The sequence below is a fragment of the Geodermatophilus obscurus genome (assembly GCF_900115395.1).
GTDB lineage: Bacteria > Actinomycetota > Actinomycetes > Mycobacteriales > Geodermatophilaceae > Geodermatophilus > Geodermatophilus obscurus_B.
Genome location: NZ_FOWE01000011.1, coordinates 1 through 24017, shown reverse-complemented (window position 1 = coordinate 24017; position 24017 = coordinate 1). Strand labels below are relative to the sequence as shown.

General features: G+C 74.7%; 23 protein-coding genes and 1 rRNA gene. 20 read left to right on the top strand and 4 right to left on the bottom strand.

The annotated features are described in order from the left end of the window. Positions 1-92 precede the first annotated feature (92 nt). A complete protein-coding gene (locus BM165_RS20155) occupies positions 93-1142 on the bottom strand; it encodes an MBL fold metallo-hydrolase (protein WP_208976821.1) in 1050 nt (349 codons plus the stop codon). Positions 1143-1193: 51 nt separating this feature from the next. Here BM165_RS20155 and BM165_RS20150 point away from each other — a divergent pair, with 51 nt between their 5' ends. From BM165_RS20150 to BM165_RS20130, 5 genes are all read left to right on the top strand, one after another. Beyond that, entirely contained in the window at positions 1194-1691 is a 498-nt protein-coding gene (locus BM165_RS20150) for a PH domain-containing protein (RefSeq protein WP_075015340.1), read from the top strand. Between the two features lie 447 nt (positions 1692-2138). After that, the gene (infC, locus tag BM165_RS20145) at positions 2139-2720 is read left to right on the top strand and encodes a translation initiation factor IF-3 (protein ID WP_075015339.1); all 582 of its coding nucleotides are present in this window, start codon (positions 2139-2141) and stop codon (positions 2718-2720) included. Positions 2721-2820: 100 nt separating this feature from the next. After that, on the top strand, positions 2821-3015 hold the full coding sequence (gene rpmI / locus BM165_RS20140) for a 50S ribosomal protein L35 (protein ID WP_075015338.1): 195 nt from the start codon (positions 2821-2823) through the stop codon (positions 3013-3015). A 35-nt stretch (positions 3016-3050) separates the two neighbouring features. Next, on the top strand, positions 3051-3437 hold the full coding sequence (gene rplT / locus BM165_RS20135) for a 50S ribosomal protein L20 (protein ID WP_075015337.1): 387 nt from the start codon (positions 3051-3053) through the stop codon (positions 3435-3437). 193 nt (positions 3438-3630) lie between these two features. Beyond that, a complete protein-coding gene (locus BM165_RS20130) occupies positions 3631-4437 on the top strand; it encodes a TrmH family RNA methyltransferase (RefSeq protein ID WP_244274357.1) in 807 nt (268 codons plus the stop codon). A 58-nt stretch (positions 4438-4495) separates the two neighbouring features. On the opposite strand, the gene BM165_RS20125 is transcribed toward BM165_RS20130, so the two are convergent. Further along, positions 4496-4759, bottom strand: a complete 264-nt coding sequence (locus tag BM165_RS20125; protein WP_143108251.1) for a hypothetical protein — start codon at positions 4757-4759, stop codon at positions 4496-4498. A 128-nt stretch (positions 4760-4887) separates the two neighbouring features. Here BM165_RS20125 and BM165_RS20120 point away from each other — a divergent pair, with 128 nt between their 5' ends. Further along, entirely contained in the window at positions 4888-5487 is a 600-nt protein-coding gene (locus BM165_RS20120) for a DinB family protein (RefSeq protein WP_075015499.1), read from the top strand. Positions 5488-5506: 19 nt separating this feature from the next. Here the strand turns inward: BM165_RS20120 and BM165_RS20115 are convergent, their stop codons facing one another. Continuing rightward, positions 5507-7846 (bottom strand): diguanylate cyclase domain-containing protein, encoded by a 2340-nt coding sequence (locus tag BM165_RS20115; RefSeq protein WP_244274356.1) that lies wholly within the window; start codon positions 7844-7846, stop codon positions 5507-5509. 143 nt (positions 7847-7989) lie between these two features. Between BM165_RS20115 and pheS the strand changes: the two genes are divergently transcribed. The 3 genes from pheS to BM165_RS20100 are packed head-to-tail and all read left to right on the top strand — an operon-like array spanning position 7990 to position 12337. After that, positions 7990-9057 (top strand): phenylalanine--tRNA ligase subunit alpha, encoded by a 1068-nt coding sequence (gene pheS / locus BM165_RS20110; RefSeq protein ID WP_075015335.1) that lies wholly within the window; start codon positions 7990-7992, stop codon positions 9055-9057. Further along, the gene (pheT, locus tag BM165_RS20105; RefSeq protein ID WP_075015334.1) at positions 9057-11531 is read left to right on the top strand and encodes a phenylalanine--tRNA ligase subunit beta; all 2475 of its coding nucleotides are present in this window, start codon (positions 9057-9059) and stop codon (positions 11529-11531) included. The genes pheS and pheT overlap by 1 nt, the downstream gene beginning before the upstream one ends. Further along, positions 11531-12337, top strand: coding sequence for an SDR family NAD(P)-dependent oxidoreductase (locus tag BM165_RS20100; protein WP_075015333.1), 807 nt, complete (start codon positions 11531-11533; stop codon positions 12335-12337). The genes pheT and BM165_RS20100 overlap by 1 nt, the downstream gene beginning before the upstream one ends. Before the next feature lie 958 nt (positions 12338-13295). On the opposite strand, the gene BM165_RS20095 is transcribed toward BM165_RS20100, so the two are convergent. Continuing rightward, entirely contained in the window at positions 13296-13751 is a 456-nt protein-coding gene (locus tag BM165_RS20095) for a hypothetical protein (protein WP_075015332.1), read from the bottom strand. Positions 13752-13761: 10 nt separating this feature from the next. Here BM165_RS20095 and BM165_RS20090 point away from each other — a divergent pair, with 10 nt between their 5' ends. From BM165_RS20090 to BM165_RS20040, 11 genes are all read left to right on the top strand, one after another. Beyond that, complete coding sequence (locus BM165_RS20090; protein ID WP_075015331.1) at positions 13762-13980, top strand: hypothetical protein; 219 nt, start codon at positions 13762-13764, stop codon at positions 13978-13980. 223 nt (positions 13981-14203) lie between these two features. Then, the gene (gene argC, locus BM165_RS20085) at positions 14204-15244 is read left to right on the top strand and encodes an N-acetyl-gamma-glutamyl-phosphate reductase (RefSeq protein ID WP_244274355.1); all 1041 of its coding nucleotides are present in this window, start codon (positions 14204-14206) and stop codon (positions 15242-15244) included. Then, the gene (gene argJ, locus BM165_RS20080) at positions 15241-16392 is read left to right on the top strand and encodes a bifunctional glutamate N-acetyltransferase/amino-acid acetyltransferase ArgJ (protein WP_075015329.1); all 1152 of its coding nucleotides are present in this window, start codon (positions 15241-15243) and stop codon (positions 16390-16392) included. The genes argC and argJ overlap by 4 nt, the downstream gene beginning before the upstream one ends. Continuing rightward, the gene (gene argB / locus BM165_RS20075) at positions 16389-17396 is read left to right on the top strand and encodes an acetylglutamate kinase (RefSeq protein ID WP_208976820.1); all 1008 of its coding nucleotides are present in this window, start codon (positions 16389-16391) and stop codon (positions 17394-17396) included. Before argJ ends, argB begins: the two co-directional genes overlap by 4 nt. Then, positions 17393-18574, top strand: coding sequence for an acetylornithine transaminase (locus BM165_RS20070; protein WP_075015328.1), 1182 nt, complete (start codon positions 17393-17395; stop codon positions 18572-18574). The genes argB and BM165_RS20070 overlap by 4 nt, the downstream gene beginning before the upstream one ends. Further along, positions 18571-19518 carry an ornithine carbamoyltransferase gene (gene argF, locus BM165_RS20065; RefSeq protein ID WP_075015327.1) on the top strand — a complete coding sequence of 316 codons (948 nt, stop codon included), beginning with the start codon at positions 18571-18573 and terminating at the stop codon, positions 19516-19518. The genes BM165_RS20070 and argF overlap by 4 nt, the downstream gene beginning before the upstream one ends. Next, positions 19515-20069, top strand: a complete 555-nt coding sequence (locus BM165_RS20060; RefSeq protein WP_075015326.1) for an arginine repressor — start codon at positions 19515-19517, stop codon at positions 20067-20069. The genes argF and BM165_RS20060 overlap by 4 nt, the downstream gene beginning before the upstream one ends. Then, on the top strand, positions 20066-21511 hold the full coding sequence (argH, locus tag BM165_RS20055; RefSeq protein ID WP_075015325.1) for an argininosuccinate lyase: 1446 nt from the start codon (positions 20066-20068) through the stop codon (positions 21509-21511). Before BM165_RS20060 ends, argH begins: the two co-directional genes overlap by 4 nt. After that, the gene (locus tag BM165_RS20050) at positions 21475-22155 is read left to right on the top strand and encodes a DNA-3-methyladenine glycosylase (protein WP_244274379.1); all 681 of its coding nucleotides are present in this window, start codon (positions 21475-21477) and stop codon (positions 22153-22155) included. The genes argH and BM165_RS20050 overlap by 37 nt, the downstream gene beginning before the upstream one ends. Further along, entirely contained in the window at positions 22152-23438 is a 1287-nt protein-coding gene (tyrS, locus tag BM165_RS20045) for a tyrosine--tRNA ligase (RefSeq protein WP_075015324.1), read from the top strand. Before BM165_RS20050 ends, tyrS begins: the two co-directional genes overlap by 4 nt. Before the next feature lie 371 nt (positions 23439-23809). After that, positions 23810-24017: ribosomal RNA gene (locus BM165_RS20040) — 16S ribosomal RNA — on the top strand; the annotation flags it as partial.

Below are 24017 nucleotides of genomic sequence, written 5' to 3'. Positions count from 1 at the left end.
AGGACGGCCGCTCCTGGACCGTGGGCTCGATCGGGGCGACTCCCGGTCAGGCTAGCCCCGCGCAGCGTCCGCGGCAGTCGTCGTCGCGCCGGTCAGCGGACCGGTGCCGCCGTCCAGGCGGGGACCGCCCCGCCGTCGCCCACCACCAGGCCGCGGCTGGCCAGCAGCCGCAGGTGGGCGTCGGTCTCGGTGACGGCGAAGATCCGCATCCGCCGCGCGTACTGCGACCACGGCCGCGACCACGTGAGGTGCGCGGCCAGGTCCCACGGGGTGCTGCCCGGGTGCGCGCGGACGGCGGCGAGCAGCTCGGCCAGCCGGCGCTCGTGGTGCTCGCGCAGCTCCCGCGTGCGCGCGGCCAGCCCGCGGAAGCGCCACTCGTGCCCCGGCAGCACCTCCGTGGCCGGCAGCGCGGCGACCTCCTCGAGCGAGGCCAGGTAGTCGCGCAGCGGGTCGGCGTCGCCGCCGGGGTGGGTGGAGATGTTGGGGCTGATCCGGGGCAGCACGTGGTCGCCGGCGAAGAACAGGCCGGTGTCCTCCTCGGCGAAGCACAGGTGCCCCGGCGTGTGACCGGGGGTGTGCACCGCGCGCAGCGACCAGCCGGGCAGGTCGGCGCGGTCGCCGTCCTCCAGCAGCCGGTCGGGCCGGGCCAGCCGCCGCCACTGCGCCCGCTGCTCGGGCGTGCCGGCGTCGTCGCGCGCGTCGGCCTCCGGGGCGCCGAGGCCGACGAGGAAGGCGACCTCGTGCTCGGTCGAGGTCTCCGGGGAGCGCCCGGTCATCGCCGTCAGCGCCGCAGCGTCGGCCGGGTGCATGGCGATCCACGCGCCGGAGGCCTCCCGGACCCGGGCGGCCAGCCCGACGTGGTCGAGGTGCATGTGGGTGACCAGCACGCCGCGCACGTCGGCCACGTCCCCGCCCAGGCCGGCCAGTCCGGCACACAGCGCGGCCCAGCTGTCGTCGGCGTCCCAGCCGGTGTCGACCAGGGCCAGCCCGCCGCCGTCGAGCTCGAGGACGTGGGCGTTCACCCAGCGCAGCGGCCCGCCCATGGGCACCGGCACCGACCACAGTCCCGGCCGCACCCGCTCGACGGCGGGCACCGTGCGCCCGCGCCAGGCCGCCTGCTGCGCGTGTCCGGTGACCTCCACGCCGGGCACTCTGCCAGCCGCTCCGCGTGCCCGGCCTGGGAGCATGGGGACGTGCCGACGACGCCCGCCGTCCCCGCCAGCGTGACCGCCGTCCCGCGCCGCCTGCGGCTGATCTGCGGAGCGGCCGCCGCGGTCGTCGTCGTGGCGATGGCCGTCGTCGCGGCGCTGCTGACGTCGTCGTCGACCGGGGTGGTCACCTTCGGCCTCGCCGACCAGGTCGCGGTGGCCGGGCTGGGGCTGTTCGTCGGCGCCGGGATCATGGCGCTGAGCGCCTCCCGGGTCGACGCCGACGCCGACGGGGTCCGGGTGCGCAACGTGCTGGTGCGGCGCGAGCTGCCGTGGGAGCTGGTCCGCGCGGTGCGCTTCGACCGCGCCGCCTCCTGTGCCTCGCTGGAGATGACCTACGGCGACGAGGTCGTGCTGCTCGCGGTCCGGGCCGCCGACGGCGAGCGCGCGGCGACCGCCGTGGAGGGGCTGCGTGCCCTGCTCGCGTCCTGGCGGGCCGCCCACCCCGAGCCCGTGCGCGGCCCGCTCCTCTACGACGACTGACGGAGGACCCCGGTGCCCCCCACCGCTCGCAGGCTCGCGGCGGGGCCCTGCACCGGGGCCGTTCCAGCACCTCACCTGCTCGCGGCGGGCCTCTCCGGGAGGGCCGTTCCCGCACGTCACCGGGGGGAATGACCAGGACCCGCGGGACGCTGTAGCATGAGCGTGCCTCCCCGCTACACGAGGCGCGTGAACCACTCCAGCGGCCCCGCCCCGGGTCGCTGACCAAGAGGAGCCCGCTCCCACCTGGCGCCGTCGAGGCGCCCAGGTCCCGGTTCGCGGAGGACCGGCCCGCCCCGGCAGGTCCGCCCGCGACGTGCACGGCCCCGGCGACGGGTCCCGTGCCGCACCGGCGAGACGGGCCCTGTGAGCACACCGCTCACGGGGCCCGCGTCGTCTCCGGTGCCGGGTGGGCGCGGCTCCTCACCGTGAAGAAGCAGAGGAGAGGCCATCACCGAGCCCCGTATCAACGACCGTATCCGCGTCCCCGAGGTCCGCCTGGTCGGGCCCGAGGGCGAGCAGGTCGGCATCGTGCCGATCGGCGAGGCGCTGCGACTGGCGCAGGACTCCGAGCTGGACCTCGTCGAGGTCGCGCCCATGGCCCGTCCGCCGGTCGTCAAGCTGATGGACTACGGGAAGTTCAAGTACGAGTCCGCCCAGAAGGCCCGCGAGGCCCGGCGGAACCAGGCGCTCACCGTCATCAAGGAGATGCGGCTGCGCCTCAAGATCGACCCGCACGACTACGAGACCAAGAAGGGCCACGTCGAGCGCTTCCTCAAGGGCGGCGACAAGGTCAAGATCACCGTGATGTTCCGCGGTCGTGAGCAGTCGCGACCCGAGATGGGCTACCGCCTGCTGCAGCGGCTGGCCGCCGACGTCTCCGAACTGGGCGTCGTCGAGTCCAACCCGAAGCAGGACGGCCGCAACATGGTCATGGTGATCGCCCCGCACCGGAACCAGGCCGCCACCGACGGCGCCCGCCGCCAGGCCAAGGTCGACCGGGCAGCCGAAGGGCAGGCCCCGACGGTCTGAACGGCCGCACCGCAGGACCGCACCACCGAGACGGCCGGCGCCGTCGCGGCAGCCCCGCGCTGCCGCGCGGCGCCGACACACAGGACAGGACGACGAGGACATGCCGAAGCAGAAGACCCACAAGGGCACCGCCAAGCGGGTGCGCGTGACGGGCACCGGCAAGATCATGCGCGAGCAGGCCAACAACCAGCACAAGTTCGAGCACAAGTCCTCGCGGCGCAAGCGCCGGCTGGAGAAGGACCAGGTCCTCAGCCCCGCCGACACCAAGACCGCCAAGAAGCTGCTGGGCATCTGAGCCCCCGCCTCCCGTAACCAGCAAGGAGTCATCACGTGGCACGCGTGAAGCGGGCGGTCAACGCCCAGAAGAAGCGCCGGACGACCCTCGAGGCCGCCAGCGGCTACCGCGGTCAGCGTTCGCGCCTGTACCGCAAGGCCAAGGAGCAGATCCTCCACTCGGCCACCTACAACTACCGCGACCGCAAGGCGCGCAAGGGTGACTTCCGCAAGCTGTGGATCACCCGCATCAACGCCGCCGCGCGTCAGAACGACATGACGTACAACCGCTTCATGCAGGGCCTGAAGCTGGCCGGCATCGAGCTCGACCGCCGCGTGCTCGCCGAGCTCGCGGTGAACGAGCCGGCCGCCTTCGCCGCGCTGGTGGAGACCGCCCGCGCCGCCGTCGCGGCCGCTCCGGCCGGCGGCGAGCAGGCCGCCTGACGAAGGACCCCCCTGCAGGAGGGTCGATCCAGCACGCTCTGACGCCGTCGGTGTCCGGTCCGCAGTGGCCGGCGCCGGCGGCGTCGGCATGTGCGGGCGGGTTCCTCCGCCGAGATCGCGCGATCTCGGCGCCCAGGGACGCCGGACGCGTCGAGATCGCGCGATCTCGACGGGACACAGAGGGGACGACGACGTGGCTGAGCTGCTGACCGAGCGCTCCGGGCGGGTGGCCGCCGCGCGGAAGCTGACGCGCCGCGCCGGCCGCGACGACGCCGGGGCCTTCCTCGCCGAGGGCCGCCAGGCCGTGGCCGAGGCGCTGACCCTGGCCGAGGCCGACCCCTCCGCCGTCCGCGAGGTGTTCGCCACCGAGACCGCCGCGGCCGCGCACCGAGACCTGCTCGCCGGCACCGCCGTCCCCGTCCGGCTGGTCACCGAGAAGGCCGCCGGGGCACTGTCGGAGACGGTGACGCCGCAGGGCCTGCTCGCCGTCTGCGCGCTGCGTGACGTCCCCGCCGAGCGGCTGGCCGGCTCCCCACCCTCGCTCGCCGTGGGCCTGGCCGGCCTCGCCGACCCGGGCAACGCCGGCACCGTGCTGCGCACGGCCGACGCCTGCGGTGCCGGGGCCGTCGTCTTCGGGGCCGGCTCGGCCGACCCCTACGGCGGCAAGGCGGTGCGCGCCAGCGCCGGGAGCCTGTTCCACCTCGACGTCGTCCGCGGTGCGCCCCTGGGCCCACTCATCGCCGGCCTGCGCGCCCGCGGGGTCACGGTGCTGGCCGCCGACGGCGGCGGGGAGACCGCGCTCGACGACGCCGGGACGTCGGGGCTGCTGGCCGGGCCGGTGCTGTGGTTGTTCGGCAACGAGGCCCGCGGCGTGCCGCCGGAGCTGGCCGGCGCCGCCGACGCGCGGGTGCGCATCCCGATGCGCGGCCGGGCCGAGAGCCTCAACCTCGCCGCCGCCGCGGCGATCTGCCTCTACGCCACGCAGCTCGCCCAGTCGTGAGAGGGCCCTGGGCCCCCGCCCCGTGGGCGAGGAGGGCACCGGGGCCGGATCGCTGCGCTCAGCCGAAGAGGCCGCGGACGACCGAGCCGAGCAGGCGGGCGGCGTTGTCGTCGACGAGGTCGGCGGTGCCCGGGGCGGCGCCGGGCTCGAAGTTCTCGTAGTCGGGGCCCGGCTCGAAGTTCGCGTAGTCGGGACCGGGCTCGAAGCCCTGGCCCGCGCTCGCCCCGGCCGCGGCACCCGCGCCCGGCTCCTCGGCGGCGGCGACCCCGGCCCCCAGGGCCAGCGCACCGGCCGACAGCAGCATCACGCTCGCGGTTCGCATGCTCGTGCGCATGGTGTCCCTCTCCTGGTGTGGCGACTCGATCACGGGGAGATACGGGTGCGGGCCGTCCGGGGTTCAGCCCCGGCGGCCGGCGGGTCCCGTCGGCGGGCGGTGGCAGGGTGCCCGGCATGGACGACGACGCCGCGCGGGCCGTGCTGCAGCGCTACCTGACCACCACGCGCGAGACGTTCCTGTGGAAGCTCGAGGGCCTGTCGGAGTACGACGTGCGGCGGCCGCTGAGTCCGACCGGGACCAACCTGCTCGGGCTGGTGAAGCACCTCGCCTGCGGGGAGGCCGGCTACCTCGGCAACGTGATAGGCCGGCCGTTCCCCGAGCCGATGGTCTGGGACGACCCCGGCGCCGGTGACGACGACGACGACCTGTGGGTGCGGGCCGACGAGTCGCGCGCCGACGTCCTGGCGCTCCACGCCCGCGCCACCGCACACGCCGACGCCACCCTCGCCGCGCTGCCGCTCGACGCCGTCGGTGAGGTGCCGTGGTGGCCGGTCGAAGGACCTCCCTGCCCCCCGCCCCTCGCAGGCTCGCGGCGGGACCCTGCAGGGAGGCCGGGGCACACCGGCCACGCCGACGTGCTCCGCGAGGGCCTCGACGGCACGGCCGGCCTGCGCCGCGACGACGACAACCTGACCCGTGACGGCGACGCGGCCCGCGCCGCCTACCGGGAGCAGGTGGAGCGGGCCGCGCGCGCGGCCGCGGGACGGGGCTGAGCCCGCCCCGCGGCGGGGGTCAGCGCAGCACCGGTGCGGCGGACGGCGGCACCGCGGCGGCCGCGGCGTGTGCCGTCGCCGCCCGGGAGGCCGCCCCGCGGGCGGCGGCCTTGCGGTCGTACATGCGCAGGTCGGCCCGGTGCAGCAGCTCGGCGAAGACCACGCCGTCCTCCGGGGAGACGCTCACCCCGATGCTGGCGCCCACCGAGACCTCGGTGCCCAGCAGGGGCACCGGACGGCGGATCGAGGCGGCCAGCTCGTCGGCGATCCGGCCGGCCTCGGCCATCGCGGTCTCCGGCCGCAGGTCGGGCAGCGCCACGAGGAACTCGTCCCCGCCCAGCCGGGCCACCAGGTCACGACGGCGGACCCGGTCGCGCAGCCGCCCGGCCAGCACCTGCAGCAGCTCGTCGCCGGCCGCGTGGCCCAGCGCGTCGTTGACCGCCTTGAACCCGTCGAGGTCGACGAACAGCAGCCCCAGGGCGTCACCGCGGGCGCGGGCCTCCCAGATCGCGGCCTCCACCTGCTCCTCCAGGCGCCGCCGGTTGAGCAGGCCGGTGAGCGGGTCGGTGAAGGCCAGCTCCTGGATGCGGGCCAGCGCGGCGTGCGTGCGGTCGCGCTCGCGCACCAGCGCCCGCTCGGCCTCCACCCGGGCCGTGACGTCGACCTGCACGCCGATGTACTGGACGACGGTGCCGTCGGCGTCGTGCACGGGCGCCAGGTGCAGCTCGTTCCACCAGGGGGTGCGCTCGGGACCGCGCAGGTTGAGCACCGTCTCGCGGCAGGAGGTGCCGGCCGCGACCGCCGCCCGGATCCGGGCCACGGCGCCGGGGTCGGTGTCGGGGCTCTGCAGCAGGCGGCAGTTGCGGCCGAGGATGTCCTCCGACGACAGCCCGGCGAGCTGCCGGAACGCCTCGTTGGCGTAGACGATCGGCTGGTCGGGCAGCCGCATGTCGACGACGGTCACGCCGCTGGGCGTGGCCTCCAGCGCCCGGCGCAGCAGCACCTCGGCCGACGTCGTCCCCACGGCCAGGCCGCCGGCGGGGCGGCCGGCCGGCGCGGCCGGGGGAGCCGCCGGCCGGTCGCCCGCGACCTCGGCCGTCCCCGCGACGCGGGGGGCCACCCGGGACAGCAGCGACGACGCCGCGCGCGTCACCGTGTCGCGGTCGTAGGTCAGCGCGTACTCGAAGCCGCGCTCCAGCTCGGGGCCGGTGTCGCCCAGGTCGCGGGCGAGGAGGGCGGCGCTGAAGTGCGGGGAGAGGACGGCGACGTCCCACTCGCCGCGGACCGGGTCGGCCGGGTCGAGGTGGGCGCCGCGCAGCCCGGGCAGCGGCTCGACCGGTAGGTCCTCGCCGAGCGCGCACACGAAGCCGGTCCGCTCGACGAGGTCGCGGTAGCGCTGGGTGGTGGAGACGGTGAAGTGCCGTGCCTCCTGGAAGGTCGCGGCGACCACGCAGGTCTCGCCCAGGCGCATCGCCTCCCGCTCGAGCTGCTTGGAGAGCTCGATGAGCAGCGCCTTGGGGGCGGTGCGCAGCGGCGTGCCGTCGGGCAGGCAGGCGAACGGCGACACCGCGCCGAGGTCGCCGGTGGGCAGGCCGGCGCCGCGCAGCGCCAGCTCACCCACCGACAGGCCGGGGGCGGCGCCGGGCCCGGGGCGGCCGAACAGCCAGCCCTGGCCGAGGGTGGCGCCCAGCCCGCGCGCGGCGCGCAGGTGACCCTCGTCCTCGATGCCCTCGGCCAGCACCACCGCACCGCTGCGCTCGGCGTAGGAGTTGACGGCGTTCATGATCTCGGCGACCTCCGGACCCGGGCGGTCCTGCACGAGGCGGAGGTCGAGCTTGACGACGTCGGGGCGCAGCAGCGGCAGGAACGCCAGCGACATGGACTCGGCGCCGACGTCGTCGACGGCCACGGACCAGCCGAGCTCGCGGACCCGGTCCACCGTGCGCAGCAGCTCGGCCGGGCGGGCGGCGATCGCGCGCTCGGTGATCTCCATGACGACGCGGACGTGGCCGGGCGCGCGCTCGGCGATGGCCAGCAGGTCGGCCAGCGGGGCGGTGTCGAGGACCTCGGGCTCCACGTTGACGAAGAGCGTCAGCGGCGCGACGAGCGCCGCGTCGACGGCACCCCGGAACGCCGCGGCGCGGCAGGCCTCGTCGAGCTCGGCGAGGCGGCCGGCGGCGCGGGCGGCGGCGAACAGCGCGTCGGGCCGTTCGAGCGGGCCGACGGGGCCGCGCGCGAGTGCCTCGTAGGCGACCACGCGGCCGGTGTCGAGCTCCACGATCGGCTGGAACACGCTGTGCACGCCGCGGATGGCGTCGTCCAGCACCGGGTCGGGGACGGGTGCGGCTCCCGGCAGCACGGGTGCCTCCTCGTGGTGAGTCACGGGACGGTTGTCGGCAGCGGCGCGCCGGAGCACAGCGGAGCCGGGTCTCGGGCCACCCCGAGGGGGGAGGCGAGAACCCGGGGGCGGAGCGGGCGGGGTGCCGGGCAGAATGGCCTCCCGTGTCCGGCGCCAACGACCCCTACGACCCCAAGCAGGTCGCGGCCCTCTCCGCCGAGGCCCTCGACGCCGCCGTCGCCGCGGCCCGGGAGGCCGTCGCGGCGGCGGCCGACCTCGACGCGCTGGCCGCCGTCCGCCCGGCCCACCTCGGCGACCGCGCGCCCGTGCCGCTGGCCCGCCGGGAGCTCGGCGCGCTGCCGCCGGCCGCCCGCGCCGACGCCGGCAAGCGGGTCAACGCCGCCCGGGTCGCCGTCACCGAGGCCTTCGACGCCCGCCGCGCGGAGCTGGCCGCCGAGCGCGACGCGCGGGTGCTGGCCGAGGAGCGGGTCGACGTCACCCTGCCCTGGGACCGCACGCCGCGCGGCGCCCGCCACCCGATCACCACGCTCACCGAGCGGATCGCCGACGTCTTCGTCGGGATGGGCTACGAGGTCGCCGACGGCCCCGAGCTCGAGGCCGAGTGGTTCAACTTCGACGCCCTCAACATCCGGCCCGACCACCCGGCGCGGTCGATGATGGACACCCTCTTCGTCGCGCCGGAGGACTCCGGCCTGGTGCTGCGCACGCACACCAGCCCGGTGCAGGCCCGCACGCTGCTGTCGCGGACGCCGCCGGTGTACGTCGTCGCGCCCGGGCGGGTCTACCGCACCGACGAGCTCGACGCGACGCACACCCCGGTGTTCCACCAGGTCGAGGGCCTGGCCGTCGACCGCGGCCTGAGCATGGCCCACCTGCGCGGCACGCTCGACTCCCTGGCCCGCTCGCTGTTCGGCCCCGAGGCGCGCACCCGCTGGCGCCCGTCGTACTTCCCGTTCACCGAGCCGTCGGCGGAGTTCGACGTGTGGTTCCCCGAGCACCGCGACGGCCCCCGCTGGGTCGAGTGGGGCGGCTGCGGGATGGTCAACCCGCGGGTGCTGGTCGCCTGCGGCGTCGACCCCGAGGAGTACAGCGGCTTCGCCTTCGGCGTCGGCATCGAGCGGGCGCTGCAGTTCCGCTCGGGCGTCGGCGACATGCACGACATCGTCGAGGGCGACGTCCGGTTCACCACGGCGTTCGGAGTGGAGCTCTGATGCGGGTCCCCGTCGGCTGGCTGGCCGAGTACGTCGACGTCCCGGCCGGGACGTCGGTCGAGGACCTCGACGCCGCGTTCGTCCGGCTCGGCCTCGAGGTCGAGGAGGTGCACCGCCCGGCCGAGGTCACCGGCCCCCTGGTGGTCGGCCGCGTGCTGGAGATCGAGGAGCTCACCGGCTTCAAGAAGCCGATCCGCTGGTGCCGGGTCGACGTCGGCGAGGCCGAGCCGCGGGGCATCGTGTGCGGGGCGACGAACTTCGCGGCCGGCGACACCGTCGTCGTCGCGCTGCCCGGTGCCGTGCTGCCCGGCGGGTTCGAGATCGCCGCCCGGACCACCTACGGGCACGTCTCCGACGGGATGATCTGCTCGGTCCGGGAGCTCGGCATCGGCGAGGACCACGCCGGCATCCTGGTGCTCGGGGACGGGTTCGAGCCCGGCGCCGACGCGCGCCCGGTCGCGGGCCTCGACGACGTCGTCGTCGAGCTCGCCGTCACCCCCGACCGCGGCTACTGCCTGTCGATGCGCGGCATCGCGCGGGAGATGGGCACCGGCCTGGCTACCGCCTGGCGCGACCCCGGCGCGGCGGAGGACCCCGGCTGGTCCGGCCAGCCCGCCTGGCAGGTCACCGTGGCCGACGCCGACCGCTGCGACCGCTTCTCCATGGTCGCGATGGAGGGCCTCGACCCCACCGCGCCCAGCCCCTGGTGGATGCGCCGCCGGCTGGCCCAGTCCGGCATCCGCACCATCTCCCTGGCCGTCGACGTCACCAACTACGTGATGCTCGAGCTCGGGCAGCCGATGCACGCCTTCGACCGCGACGCGGTGACCGGCCCGATCGTCGTCCGCCGGGCCCGGGAGGGCGAGCGGCTGACCACCCTCGACGGCGCCGACCGGCAGCTGTCCTCCGACGACCTGCTCATCACCGACGACACGGGCCCGATCGGCCTGGCCGCGGTCATGGGCGGAGGCTCCACCGAGATCGGCGACGGCACCACCGCCGTGCTCCTGGAGGCCGCGCACTGGGAGCCCACCGGCGTGGCCCGCACCGCCCGCCGGCACCGCCTGCCCAGCGAGGCCGCCAAGCGCTTCGAGCGCGGCGTCGACCCGGAGATGACCGTCGTCGCGCTGGCGCGCGCCGCGGAGCTGCTGGCCGAGTACGGCGGCGCCCGCGTCGTCGGCGGCCCGGTCGACGTCGACACCCGCGTCCCGAGCCCGGCGATCGCGCTGGACGTCGACCGGCCCGGGCGGGTCTCGGGCGTGCCGTACCCGCCGGCGCAGGTCGTGGAGCTGCTCGGCGCCGTCGGCTGTGCGGTCGAGGCCGACGGCGGCTCGCTGACGGTCACCCCGCCGTCCTGGCGGCCGGACCTCACCGACCCCGCCGACCTCGTGGAGGAGGTCGTCCGGCTGGCCGGGTACGACGACGTCCCGTCCGTGCTGCCCACCGCGCCGCCCGGCCGCGGGCTCACCGACACCCAGCGCCGCCGCCGCACGATCGGCCGGACGCTGGCCGAGGCCGGCTACGTCGAGGCACCGGCCTACCCCTTCGTCGGCACGCCGGCCCTCGACGCGCTCGGCCTGGCCGACGACGACGAGCGCCGGCAGATCGTCCTGGTGCGCAACCCGCTGTCGGAGGAGGAGCCGGCGCTGCGCACCACGCTGCTGCCGGGCCTGCTGGCCACGCTGGCCCGCAACCTCGCCCGCGGCCGGCGCGACGTCGCCCTCTTCGAGCACGGCGCGGTCTTCCCCGGCGGCGTGCGCACCCCCGCGCCCGTGCCCGGCGTCGACTCCCGGCCCGACGACGACACCCTCGCCGCGCTGCTCGGTGCGGTGCCCGCGCAGCCGTGGCACGTCGCCGTCGCGCTGTCCGGCGCCCGCGAGCCGCGCGGCTGGTGGGGCCCGGGCCGGCCCGCCGGCTGGGCCGACGCCGTGCAGGCCGCCCGGCTGGTCGCCGAGGCCGCCGGCGTGCGGCTGTTCGTCCGCCCCGGCGAGCGCGCGCCCTGGCACCCCGGCCGGTGCGCCGAGCTCGTCGTGGGCGAGGGCGGGGACGAGCGGGTCGTCGGCCACGCCGGCGAGCTGCACCCGCGGGTGTGTGCCGCGCTGGACCTGCCGGCGCGCACCTCGGTCATGGAGCTCGACGTCGACGCGCTGCCGCCGGCGCCGGTGCCCGTCGGACCGCGGATCTCGGCGTTCCCGCCGGTGTTCCTCGACCTCGCCTTCGTCGTGCCCGACGAGGTCACCGCGGCGCACGTGGAGTCGCTGGTGCGCGGGGGAGCGGGGGAGCTGTTCGAGTCGGTGCGGCTCTTCGACGTCTACTCGGGCCCGCCGGTGCCGGCCGGGTCGCGGTCGCTGGCGTACTCGCTGGTGCTGCGGGCGCCCGACCGCACCCTGACCGCCGACGACGTCGCCCGGGTGCGCGAGGGCATCGTCGCCGTCGTCGGGATGCGGGGCATCACGCTGCGCAGCGGCGACTGATGCCGGACCTCGGCGGGCTGGTCGCCCTCGTCACCGGCGCGTCCGCGGGCATCGGCCGGCACCTCGCCGAGGGGCTGGCCGCCCGGGGCGCCGCCGTCGCCGGGCTCGCGCGCGGCGGTGACCGGCTGCGGGCGGCGATGGCCGAGGTCGCCGCGGCCACGGGCTCGCGCACGCTGGCCGTGCCCGTCGACGTCACCGACGCCGCCGCCGTCGGGGCCGCCGTCGCCGAGGTGACCGGCGAGCTCGGGCCGGTCGGGCTGCTGGTCAACAACGCCGGCCTGGTCGACGCCGCCGAGGTGCCGCTGTGGGACGCCGACCCCGACCAGTGGTGGTCGGTGGTCGAGAGCCAGGTGCGCGGGCCGTTCCTGCTCGCCCGGGCCGTCGTGCCGGGGATGGTCTCCGCCGGCGGCGGACGGGTGGTCGGGCTGGCCAGCGGGATGGGCACCCGGGGCAACCCGCTCTACAGCGCCTACTCGGCGGGCAAGACCGCGCAGATGCGGATCACCGAGTCGATCGACCTGGCCGGTGCCGCGCACGGCGTGCGGGCCTTCGACCTGGCGCCGGGCGTGGTCGACACCGCGATGACCCGGGCGATGCCGATGCACGCCGGCCGCACCGAGTGGACCCGGCCTGCGGACGTCGTCGACCTCGTCGTCGCGATCGCCGCCGGGGAGCTCGACGCGTGGTCGGGCCGGTTCTTCCGCGCCGGCGCCGACGACCTCGACACGCTCCGTGCCACGACGCCGGCCGGCGACGCCCGCAGGCTGCGGCTCGTCCCGTACGGCGACGGCGACCCGCTAGGCTGATAGGTGCTAGTCCTCATCCCCGCTGATCCACAGATGGCTTGAGGACTACGACATGGTTGCGCCTTCGCTCGATGTTGCGGAAGCTCACGGGAACATGTCATGCGGACTCGATTGGAAGTGCGCTGGAGCGCAATCCTCGCAGCGAAGCAGTTAGCACACTGTTGGTTCGTACTTCGATGACGCACTGTTGTGCACCTTCAGGTCCGCGCGGCGCGACCGTGATGTCAAAGGCGTAGCGCGACAGGTCCGTCGCTGTGTACTCGTTGGCGCGACGGCGGCAGTCCAGGCTTTCCCCTTGCAGGGGCGGTTCGCTGATCACCTCCGCAGTATGTGGTTGAGTGCAATGGACGTTCTGTGCGGACCGATCGTCGATACACCAGCGCCACTCGTCGCCTCGGCCCCCAACCCACGCGTCCCGTGCGTGCGAGGTGAGGACGAACCCGGCACCTATGCGAGCTGTGCAGACGGGGGAGTCGTCGACCCGTTCGATCGCAATTCCAGCTTCGGGTGCAAGTACGTCGACCTCCGGGACTCCTCCGAGGTAACGTACGAGCGTGCCAGTGTCGCAGTCGGACTCGGGACCGATCACCTCTGCCGTATGAGGCCCATCGCAGGGTAGGAGCGCATTTGTGGGTGACAGGCAATCTCCCACGTCAACGCTAGCGCTGGCAATCGCGGAACCTGTGGCCTCTGGTGTCCCGGTGGCCCCAGGGGTGGCGGACGATGTAGGGGCTGAACTGTTGAAGGAAGTGTCGGTAGGGCTGGCTGAGTCTTCGGACTGCAACAAGAGGGGAATGACGACACTTGCGACAGCGGCGAGAAAACCGCCGATCCCCAAGAAGGTCTTCACTCCTGGGCGTTCAATCCAAGGTGGCTGTGGAGGTGGGGATGGCTCAACTGGATCCGCGCGCTGCGAGGCTGGCGTCTCATCCCGACTGTCGGCCATGCGAGTCGAAACCTATGACACAGAAACGTCGTGTACGACGCCGATGACCGACCCTTGGCAGTCCGGGTTGTCGGGATTCAGATAGGTCTGGATCTTCAGTGCATTGACCGAGCTGACGGGGATCTCAAATTCCTGTATCTGATTGAAGGGCACCTGCCGAATCTCTACTTGCTCGTTGTTGGCGAGCACCTCCACCGTAAGCTCCTGATCCGACGACTCGGAGTCGTTTGCCTGTCCGACCTTGAACGTCAAACGTTCGAAGCTGTTGCTGAGTCGGAGTTCGAGTGTTCGTGAGTAGTACGAGCCGCCGCAGCCCTGGGACACCGCAGCCATGCCCTGTACGTCCGGCTGATCGGCGATGTCGAACCTGTTCTCCTGCCAGTGCTGCTCATTCGGCTGGAAAAAGTCCCCGAGTCCAAGTTCCGCTCCGGAACTCTCGGGCTCGAGTACACCCCCGGAGGGTGTCAATGGTGGCGGCGTGCTCGCCGAGCTGGACGGCGAAGACGACGCAGTTGTGCTCGTGGGCGCCGTGCTAGCGGAGGCTGTGCTTGTGGTGGGGGTGGATGATGTTGGTGAGGCCACATCCGTACCGCTGCTACAGGCAGCGAGCAAGGGTGCGAGGCAGAGAGTCGTCGTGACGATCGTTCGGACATGGCTCTTGAGCATCGTTGTCCCCCATACCCCACTACTGGTTTGAGCCGCATAGTCGCGTGCACTGCCGAGCCCATGTGGTTGACGCGCCGAGGAAGTGACTTGCTGGTTCCGGCGGGATGCTCATCGGGGTGGGCTGGAGGAGTCCCGCAGCTGTCCCTACAGCAGCCGTGCACTGCATCCACCTGGGGACGGAGCACAACTGCGCCTAGCCACCTCGCAGACCCCTGCCGTGGAAGGTCATGCACGACCCTGTATGGTCATGCATCGTGAGCACAGGACAGACGTGGACGGTCGGGGTCACCGGCGCCACCGGGTACGCGGGGGGTGAGGTGTGCCGGCTGCTGGCCGGGCACCCGTACCTCCGGCTGGCCGGGGTGCACGCCAACTCGAGCGCCGGCCGACGCCTGGGTGAGCTGCAGCCCCACCTGCTGCCCTACGCCGACCTCGAGGTGCAGCCCAGCGCGCCCGAGGACCTGGCCGGTTACGACGTCGTCGTCCTCGCGCTCCCGCACGGGGAGTCGGCCGCCGTCGCCGCGCAGCTGTCCCCGGACACCCTGGTCGTCGACTGCGGCGCCGACCACCGGCTCGAGGACCCTGCGGCGTGGACGCGCTGGTACGGCTCGGAGCACGCCGGCAGCTGGCCCTACGGCCTGCCCGAGCTGCCCGGCCAGCGGGAGCGGCTGGCCGGCGCGCGGCGGATCGCCGTCCCCGGCTGCTACCCGACGTCGGTCACCCTCGCCCTGGCTCCCGCGCTGGCCGCCGGGCTGGTCGGCCCCGACGTCGTCGTGGTCGCCGCCAGCGGCACCTCCGGTGCGGGCAAGGCCGCCAAGCCGCACCTGCTCGGCAGCGAGGTCATGGGCTCGGTCAGCGCCTACGGCGTGGGTGGGGTGCACCGGCACACGCCCGAGATGGTGCAGAACCTCTCCCGGGCGGCCGGGTCGCCGGTCACCGTGAGCTTCACCCCGACGCTGGTGCCGATGAGCCGGGGCATCCTCGCCACCTGCTCGGCGCCGCTGTCGGCGGGCACCGACGAGGCCGCCGTCCGGGCCGTGTACGAGAAGGCCTACGCCGACGAGCCGTTCGTGCACCTGCTGCCCGAGGGCCAGTGGCCCACCACGGCACAGGTGCTCGGCGCCAACACCGTCGCGCTGCAGGTCGCCGTCGACCCCGACGCCGGCCGGCTCGTGGTCGTCGCCGCGGTCGACAACCTCACCAAGGGCACCGGCGGCGCGGCCGTCCAGTGCGCCAACCTCGCCCTCGGCCTGCCCGAGACCACCGGTCTCCCGCTCGTGGGGGTCGCGCCGTGAGCGTCACCGCCCCGCAGGGCTTCCGGGCGGCCGGGGTGGCCGCCGGGCTCAAGAGCTCCGGCGCGGCCGACGTCGCGCTGGTCGTCAACGACGGCCCGCAGGACGCCGCGGCCGCCGTCTTCACCACCAACCGCTTCCCGGCCGCGCCGGTGCTGTGGAGCCGCCAGGTGCTGCTGGACGGGCGGCTGCGGGCGGTCGTCCTCAACTCCGGCGGCGCCAACGCCTGCACCGGCACCGCGGGCTTCGGCGACACCCACGCCACCGCCGAGCACACCGCGGCGGCCCTGGGGCTGGGCGCCATCGACGTCGCGGTGGCCTCCACCGGGCTGATCGGCGTCCGGCTGCCCATGGACAAGCTGCTGCCCGGCGTCACCGACGCCGCGAAGGCGCTGTCGGCCGACGGCGGCCCCGACGCCGCCCGGGCGATCATGACCACCGACTCGGTGCCGAAGACGACGGTCGTCGAGCGCGACGGCTGGTCGGTCGGCGGAATGGCCAAGGGCGCCGGCATGCTCGCGCCGAGCCTCGCCACGATGCTCGTCGTCCTCACCACCGACGCGCAGGTCGAGCCGGCGGTGCTGCAGGAGGCGCTGGAGACCGCCACCGGCGTCAGCCTCGAGCGGGTCGACTCCGACGGCTGCCTGTCCACCAACGACACCGTCGTCGTCATGGCGAACGGCGCGAGCGGCGTCACCCCGTCGGCCGGCGAGGTCGCCGAGGCGCTCACCGCCGCGGCCACCGACCTCGCGATGCAGCTGCTGGCCGACGCCGAGGGCTCCACCAAGGACATCGCGATCACCGTCCGCAACGCCGCCACCGTGCAGGACGCACTCACCGCCGGCCGGGCGTGCGCGCGCAACAACCTGCTCAAGACGGCGCTGTTCGGCAACGACCCCAACTGGGGGCGGGTGCTGGCCGCGATCGGCACCACCGACGCCGCCTTCGAGTCCGACCGGGTCGACGTCACCATCAACGGGGTCACCGTCTGCCGCGGCGGCGCCATCGGCGACCCCCGGGAGGGCGTCGACCTCACCGGGCGGGCGGTCACCATCGACGTCGACCTCCGCGCGGGCAGCGAGCAGGCCACGATCTGGACCAACGACCTGTCCATCGCCTACGTGCACGAGAACTCGGCGTACTCGACGTGAGCGCACCCGAGGCCCAGGACCCCACGCCGCCCGACGTCCGCGTCGCCGGGGAGCCCCCGCCGCCGCGCCGGCGGGTCGGCACCACCCGCGTCATGCGCACCCACGACCCCGAGGGCGACGCCGCCAAGGTCGCCGTCCTCACCGGTGCGCTGCCGTGGCTCAAGGAGTTCCACGGCAACGTCGTGGTGATCAAGTACGGCGGTCACGCGATGGTCGACGAGGGGTGCCGCCGCGCGTTCGCCGACGACATGGTGTTCCTGCGGACCTGCGGCATCCTGCCCGTCGTCGTCCACGGCGGAGGCCCGCAGATCACCGGGATGCTCGGCCGGCTCGGCATCGAGAGCGAGTTCCGCGGCGGCCTGCGGGTGACCACCGAGGAGACGATCGACGTCGTCCGGATGGTGCTCACCGGCCAGGTCACCCCGGAGGTGGTCGGGCTGGTCAACCAGCACGGCCCGCTGGCGGTCGGCCTGTCCGGGGAGGACGGCGGCCTGTTCACCGCCGAGCGGACGGCGGCGGTCGTCGGCGGCCGGCCGGTCGACGTCGGCCTGGTCGGTGACGTCGTCGCCGTCGACCCGACGCCGGTCACCGCCCTGCTCGAGCGCGGCAAGATCCCGGTCGTGGCCACCGTGGCGCCCGACCGCGACGGCGTGGTGCACAACGTCAACGCCGACACCGCCGCCGCGGCGCTCGCCGTGGCGCTGCGCGCGGTCAAGCTCGTCGTGCTCACCGACGTCGAGGGCCTGTACGCCGACTGGCCCGACCGCGACTCGCTGGTGCAGCAGATCGACGCCGCCGAGCTCGCCGAGATCCTGCCCACGCTCGACGCCGGGATGGTCCCGAAGATGGCCGCCTGCCTGCGGGCGGTCGAGGGCGGGGTGAAGCGGGCGACCGTCGTCGACGGCCGCACGCCGCACGCCCTGCTGCTGGAGATGTTCACCACCGAGGGCACCGGGACGATGGTCGTCCCCGCCCACACCCTCACCAGGGAGGAGCCGGCATGACCCGCACCGAGGAGCTGGCCGCCCGCTGGTCGGCCGTGATGATGGGCAACTACCGCACGCCGCCGGTCGCACTGGCCCGCGGGGAGGGGGCCACCGTCTGGGACGTCGACGGCCGCGAGTACACCGACCTGCTCGGCGGCATCGCGACGACGATCCTCGGCCACGCGCACCCGAAGGTGGTCGAGGCGATCACCCGGCAGGCGCAGACGCTGGGCCACGTCTCCAACCTGGCGATGCACGAGCCCGGTGTGCTGCTGGCCGAGCGGCTGCTGGAGCTCGTCGGCCGTCCCGGGCGGGTGTTCTTCTGCAACTCCGGTGCCGAGGCCAACGAGGCCGCCTTCAAGATCAGCCGGCTGACCGGGCGGACCGAGGTGGTCACCGCCGAGGGCTCGTTCCACGGCCGGACGATGGGCGCCCTGGCGCTCACCGGCCAGCCGGGCAAGGCCGCGGCCTTCGCCCCGCTGCCCGGCGGCGTGCGGCACGTGCCCTACGGGGACCCCGGCGCGCTGGCCGGCGTCGTGTCGGAGCGGACGGCGATGGTGCTGCTCGAGCCGGTGCTCGGGGAGGGCGGCGTGCTGCCCGCCCCGCCGGGCTACCTCGCCGCCGCGGCGCGGGAGGCCGCCGGCGCCGGCGCGCTGTTCGCCGTCGACGAGGTGCAGACCGGCACCGGCCGGACCGGCCACTGGTTCGCCTCCCAGGCCGACGGCCTGCAGCCCGACGTGATCACGCTGGCCAAGGCGGTCGGCGGCGGGCTGCCGCTGGGCGCCACGCTGGCCTTCGGCGACGCCGCCGAGCTGATGACCGCCGGCTCGCACGGGTCGACGTTCGGCGGCAACCCGGTCGCCGCCGCCGCCGCGCTCGCCGTCCTCGACACGATCCGCGACGAGGGCCTGCTCGAATGGGCCAAGGAGCTCGAGCACCGGTTCACCGCCGGGATCGAGGGCCTCGGGCACGCCGCCGTCTCCGGGGTGCGGGGGAGGGGCGCGCTGCTCGGCGTCGTCCTCACCGCGCCGGTCGCCGCGGCGCTGGAGACCGCGCTGCGCGGGGCCGGGTTCCTCACCAACGCCGTCGCGCCCGACGTGTTGCGGTTGGCGCCGTCCCTCGTCGTGACCGACGCCCAGGTCGACGCCCTCGTCGCGGCCCTCCCCGCCGCCCTCGACGCGGCGGTGCAGCAGTGACCCGCCACCTCCTCCGCGACGACGACCTCTCACCCGCCGAGCAGGCCGAGGTCCTCGCGCTGGCCGCCGAGCTCAAGGCGACCCGGCACACCGACGCCGCGCCCACGCCGCTGCGGGCGCCGAACGGCGTGCCGCGGGCGGTGGCGGTCCTGTTCGACAAGCCCTCCACGCGCACCCGGGTGTCGTTCTCCGTCGGTGTCGCCGAGCTCGGCGGGTACCCGCTGGTCATCGACGCCGGCGCCAGCCAGCTCGGCCGCGGCGAGCCGGTGGAGGACACCACCCGGGTGCTCGACCGGCAGGTCGCGGCGATCGTCTGGCGCACCTTCGGCCAGGACCGGCTGGAGACCATGGCCGCGACCAACCGGGTACCGGTGGTCAACGCGCTCACCGACGACTTCCACCCCTGCCAGGTCCTGGCCGACCTGCAGACGGTGGCCGAGCACAAGGGGTCGCTCGCCGGCCGGTCGCTGACCTACCTCGGCGACGGCGCGAACAACATGGCGCACTCCTACCTGCTCGGCTGCGCCACCGCCGGCATGCACGTGCGGATCGGCTCGCCGGAGGGCTTCGAGCCGGCGCCCGAGGTGCTCAAGCGAGCGGCGGAGATCGCCGCGGAGACCGGTGGCTCGGTGCAGTGGACGCCCGACCCGGCGGCCGCCGCCGACGGCGCCGACGTGCTCGCCACCGACACCTGGGTCTCGATGGGCCAGGAGGACGAGTACGACGCACGCGTCGCGCCGTTCCTGCCCTACGCCCTCGACGAGGCCGCGCTGGCCCGGGCCGCCGCCGACGCGGTCGTGCTGCACTGCCTGCCGGCCTACCGCGGCAAGGAGATCGCCGCCGAGGTGATCGACGGCCCGCAGAGCGTCGTCTGGGACGAGGCGGAGAACCGGCTGCACGCCCAGAAGGCGCTGCTGACCTGGCTCCTGGAGCGATCGGCGTGACCTCCGCGCTGACCCGCTCGGCGCGACAGGCGCGCATCGCCGAGCTGATCACCGCGCACCCGGTCACGTCCCAGACCCAGCTCGCGGCGCTGCTCGCCGCCGGCGGCGTCGAGGTCACCCAGGCCACGCTCTCGCGCGACCTCGAGGAGCTCGGCGCGGTCAAGCTGCGCGGCACCGACGGCGCCCCGGCGTCCTACGTGCTCCCTCCCGAGAACGCCCCGCTGCGCCCGGCCCAGGCCGCACCCGCCCGCCTCACCCGGCTGCTGGCCGACCTGCTCACCAGCGCCGACGGCAGTGCCAACCTCGCCGTCCTGCGCACCCCGCCCGGCGCCGCCCAGTTCCTCGCCTCGGCGCTGGACAAGGTCGGCCTGCCCGACGTGCTGGGCACCATCGCAGGCGACGACACCCTGCTGGTCGTCTCCCGCGACCCCGACGGCGGACCCGCGCTGGCCGAGCGGCTGCGCGCGCTGGCCGCCCGGACGCCCGCCGTCTACCCCGAGCTGCACAGCGACCTGTCCGACGACACCCCTCCCGGAGGAAGCACCCCGTGACCGACCCGACCGCCCCCGCCTCGCAGACCCGGCTCTGGGGCGGCCGCTTCGGCGGCGGGCCCTCCCCGGCGATGGCGGCGCTGTCGAAGTCCACCGACGTCGACTGGCGGCTCGCCCCCTACGACCTCGCCGGCTCCCGCGCCCACGCCCGGGTGCTGCACCGCGCCGGCCTGCTCGCCGACGACGAGCTCGAGCAGGTGCTCCGCGCGCTCACCGAGCTGTCGGCCGAGGTCGCCGCGGGCACCTTCGCGCCGGTCGAGTCCGACGAGGACGTGCACGAGGCGCTCGAGCGCGGGCTCACCGAGAAGCTGGGCGCGCTCGGCGGCAAGCTGCGGGCCGGCCGGTCGCGCAACGACCAGGTCGCCACCGACCTGCGCCTGTACCTGCGGCACAACGTCCGCGCGCTGGTCGGCGAGCTCTCCTCGCTCGAGTTCGCGTTGCTGGGGCTGGCCGAGCGGTACCTCGACGTGCCCGCACCCGGCATGACGCACCTGCAGCACGCCCAGCCGGTGCTCGTCGCCCACCAGCTGCTGGCCCACGCGCACGCCTTCGCCCGGGACGTCGACCGGCTGCAGGACTGGGACCGCCGCGCCGCCGTCAGCCCGCTGGGCTCCGGCGCGCTCGCCGGGTCCTCGCTGCCGCTGGACCCCGACGCCGTCGCCGCCGAGCTCGGCTTCGACCGCGCGGCCGACAACTCCATCGACGCCGTCAGCGACCGCGACTTCGCCGCGGAGTTCTGCTTCGCCGCCGCCCTCATCGGGGTGCACCTGTCCCGGCTGGGGGAGGAGGTCGTGCTCTGGACGTCGACCGAGTTCGGCTGGGCCCGCCTCGACGACGCCTGGGCCACCGGGTCCTCGATCATGCCGCAGAAGAAGAACCCCGACATCGCCGAGCTCGCCCGCGGCAAGTCCGGCCGGTTCGTCGGCAACCTCACCGGCCTGCTCACCGTGCTCAAGGGCCTGCCGCTGGCCTACGACCGCGACCTGCAGGAGGACAAGGAGCCGGTCTTCGACTCCCTCGAGCAGCTGCTGCTCCTGCTGCCCGCGGTCACCGGCATGGTCGCCACGCTCACCCTGCGCCCCGAGGTGCTGGAGGCCGCGGCGCCGCAGGGCTTCGCGCTGGCCACCGACGTCGCCGAGTGGCTGGTGCGCACCGGGGTCCCGTTCCGCTCGGCGCACGAGATCGCAGGCAGCATGGTGTCCTTCTGCGAAGGGGCCGGCCTCGAACTCGACGAGCTCGACGACGACCAGCTCGCCGGCATCGACGAGCGGCTCACCCCCGAGGTGCGCTCGGTGCTGTCGGTCCGCGGCGCCCTCGAGGCTCGCAGCACCCGTGGGGGGACGGCGCCCGAGCGGGTCGCCGGCCAGCTCGCCGCGCTCAAGGACGTCACCGCCGCGCACGGCCGCTGGTCGGCCGGCTCGCCCGTGGCGGCCGCGCTCTGAGCACCCCGGGCCGCCTGGTCACCGCCGACGAGCTGCTCGGGCCGGTCGACGCCGTCGCGCCCGCGCTGCTCGGCTGCTGGGTGGTCACCGACCAACCCGAGGGCACCGTCGCCGTCCGCCTCACCGAGGTGGAGGCGTACTCGGGGGAGGGGGAGGACCCGGCCTCGCACGCCCACCGCGGCCCCACCCCGCGGGCGGCGATCATGTTCGGCCCACCCGGGCGGCTCTACGTGTACTTCAGCTACGGCGTGCACTGGTGCGCCAACGTCGTCGTCGGGCCGGAGGGGCGGGGCTCGGCGGTGCTGCTGCGGGCCGGCGAGGTGGTGGCGGGGGAGGACCTCGCCGCCGTCCGCCGGCCGTCGGCCCGCGTCGCCCGGGACCTCGCCCGCGGACCGGCCCGGCTCACCCAGGCCCTCGCCATAGGCCCCGACGACGGCGGCGCCGACGTCCTCGACCCGGCGTCGTCCGTGCGGCTGCACGTCGGTGGGCCGCCGGCGGCCGTCTCGGCCGGACCGCGGGTCGGGATCACCCGTGCCACGGAGCTGCCCTGGCGGTTCTGGGAGACGGGTGCGGTGTCGGTGAGCGCCTTCCGCCCGGGTGGGAAGCCGCGCCGTCGCCCCGCCGGGCAGACTGGGACCCCGTGACCGACGTCCTCCCCGAGCTGAAGCGCCGCGGGCTCATCGCCCAGACCACCGACGAGGAGGCGCTGCGCGCGCACCTCGCCGCCGGACCGGTCACCTACTACTGCGGCTTCGACCCCACGGCGCCGAGCCTGCACGTCGGCCACTTGGTGCAGGTGATGGTCCTGCGGGCGCTGCAGCGCGCCGGCCACCATCCCGTCGTGCTCGTCGGCGGCGCCACCGGGCTCATCGGCGACCCGCGCCCCACTGCCGAGCGGCAGCTCAACGACCGGTCGACGGTGGCCGGCTGGGTGGACGCCATCCGGCGGCAACTGGCGCCCTTCCTCGACCGCCCCGCCGAGCGCGACGGCCTGCCCGCGCCCGTCTACGTCGACAACCTGACCTGGACCGAGCCGCTGTCGGCCATCGACCTGCTGCGCGACCTCGGCAAGCACTTCCGGGTGGGCCGGATGCTGGCCAAGGAGGCGGTCGCTGCCCGGCTCAACTCCGAGGCCGGCATCAGCTACACCGAGTTCAGCTACCAGATCCTGCAGGCGCACGACTTCCTGCAGCTCTTCGGCCGATACGGCGTCACGCTGCAGACCGGCGGCTCCGACCAGTGGGGGAACCTGACCGCGGGCATCGACCTGGTCCGCCGCGTCGAGGGCGCGACCGTGCACGCCCTGTCCACCGTGCTGGTCACCAAGTCCGACGGGCAGAAGTTCGGCAAGAGCGAGGGCGGCAGCGTCTGGCTGGACCCGGCGCTCACCTCGCCCTACGCCTTCTTCCAGTTCTGGCTCAACGCCGACGACGCCGACGCCCTCACGTGGCTGCCGCTGTTCTCCGAGCGGCCCGCCGAGGAGGTCGAGGCCGTCATCGCCGAGAGCACCGAGCGCCCGGCCTCCCGCGCGGCGCAGCGGGCGCTGGCCGAGGAGCTGACGACGCTGGTGCACGGCCCCGAGGAGGTGCGCCAGGCCGAGGCGGCCGGGCGCGCGCTCTTCGGCCGGGACGACCTGGCCGCGCTGGGGGAGGAGACGCTCGGTGCCGCGCTGCGGGAGGCGGGCAGCGTGACCGTCGACGGGGACGTCCCGACGGTCGCCTCGCTGTTCGTCCGCGCCGGCCTGGTCTCGAGCCTCTCGGAGGCCCGCCGGACGGTGAAGGAGGGCGGCGCCTACCTCAACAACGAGCGGGTCACCGACGCCGACGCCGTCCCGGGGGAGGAGGCCTGGCTGCCCGGCGGCTGGATGGTCCTGCGCCGCGGCAAGCGGTCCGTGGCGGGGGTCCGGCGGGCGTCCGCCGACCACTGACGCCGACGCCGGCGGCGTGTGAACACCAGGTGACACGCCGGTTCCGGAACGGTGTCCGTCGTCACGGGCGCAGCGGTTTGACACGCTCCCGACAGCCACGTAACTTCATCTCTGCGCGCCGCACGGCCCGGGAGGGCGGAGCGGGGAGGCCCCGGTAGGAGCCACCCGCTTGCGGGCGTAGAGTTGGACAAGCAGCCGCCGAGGATGCCCGTGAGGGTCGAGTTGGTGTGCGTCCGCTCCTTGAGAACTCAACAGCGTGCCGAAAGTCAGTGCCAAGTAGTATCCCCGTCCCGGGCTTGATGTCTGGGTGGGATTCCTTTGGTTGATTGATCGAGATCTGTCAGGTCTCGGTTCTCGGCTGGTTTCAAGCATCTACGGAGAGTTTGATCCTGGCTCAGGACGAACGCTGGCGGCGTGCTTAACACATGCAAGTCGAACGCTGATCCATCTTCGGGTGGTGATGAGTGGCGAACGGGTGAGTAACACGTGGGCAACCTGCCCCCGGCTCTGGGATAACTCCAAGAAATTGGGGCTAATACCGGATGTTCACTGCTTCCCGCATGGGTGGTGGTGGAAAGG

Excerpts from the sequence above, each read along its gene's own strand:
- BM165_RS20100 (WP_075015333.1), top strand. The coding sequence starts at position 11,531 with ATGCCGGACCTCGGCGGGCTGGTCGCCCTCGTCACCGGCGCGTCCGCG.
- BM165_RS20120 (WP_075015499.1), top strand. The coding sequence starts at position 4,888 with ATGGACGACGACGCCGCGCGGGCCGTGCTGCAGCGCTACCTGACCACC.
- BM165_RS20070 (WP_075015328.1), top strand. The coding sequence starts at position 17,393 with ATGACCCGCACCGAGGAGCTGGCCGCCCGCTGGTCGGCCGTGATGATG.
- pheT (WP_075015334.1), top strand. The coding sequence starts at position 9,057 with ATGCGGGTCCCCGTCGGCTGGCTGGCCGAGTACGTCGACGTCCCGGCC.
- BM165_RS20125 (WP_143108251.1), bottom strand. The coding sequence starts at position 4,759 with ATGCGAACCGCGAGCGTGATGCTGCTGTCGGCCGGTGCGCTGGCCCTG.
- rpmI (WP_075015338.1), top strand. The coding sequence starts at position 2,821 with ATGCCGAAGCAGAAGACCCACAAGGGCACCGCCAAGCGGGTGCGCGTG.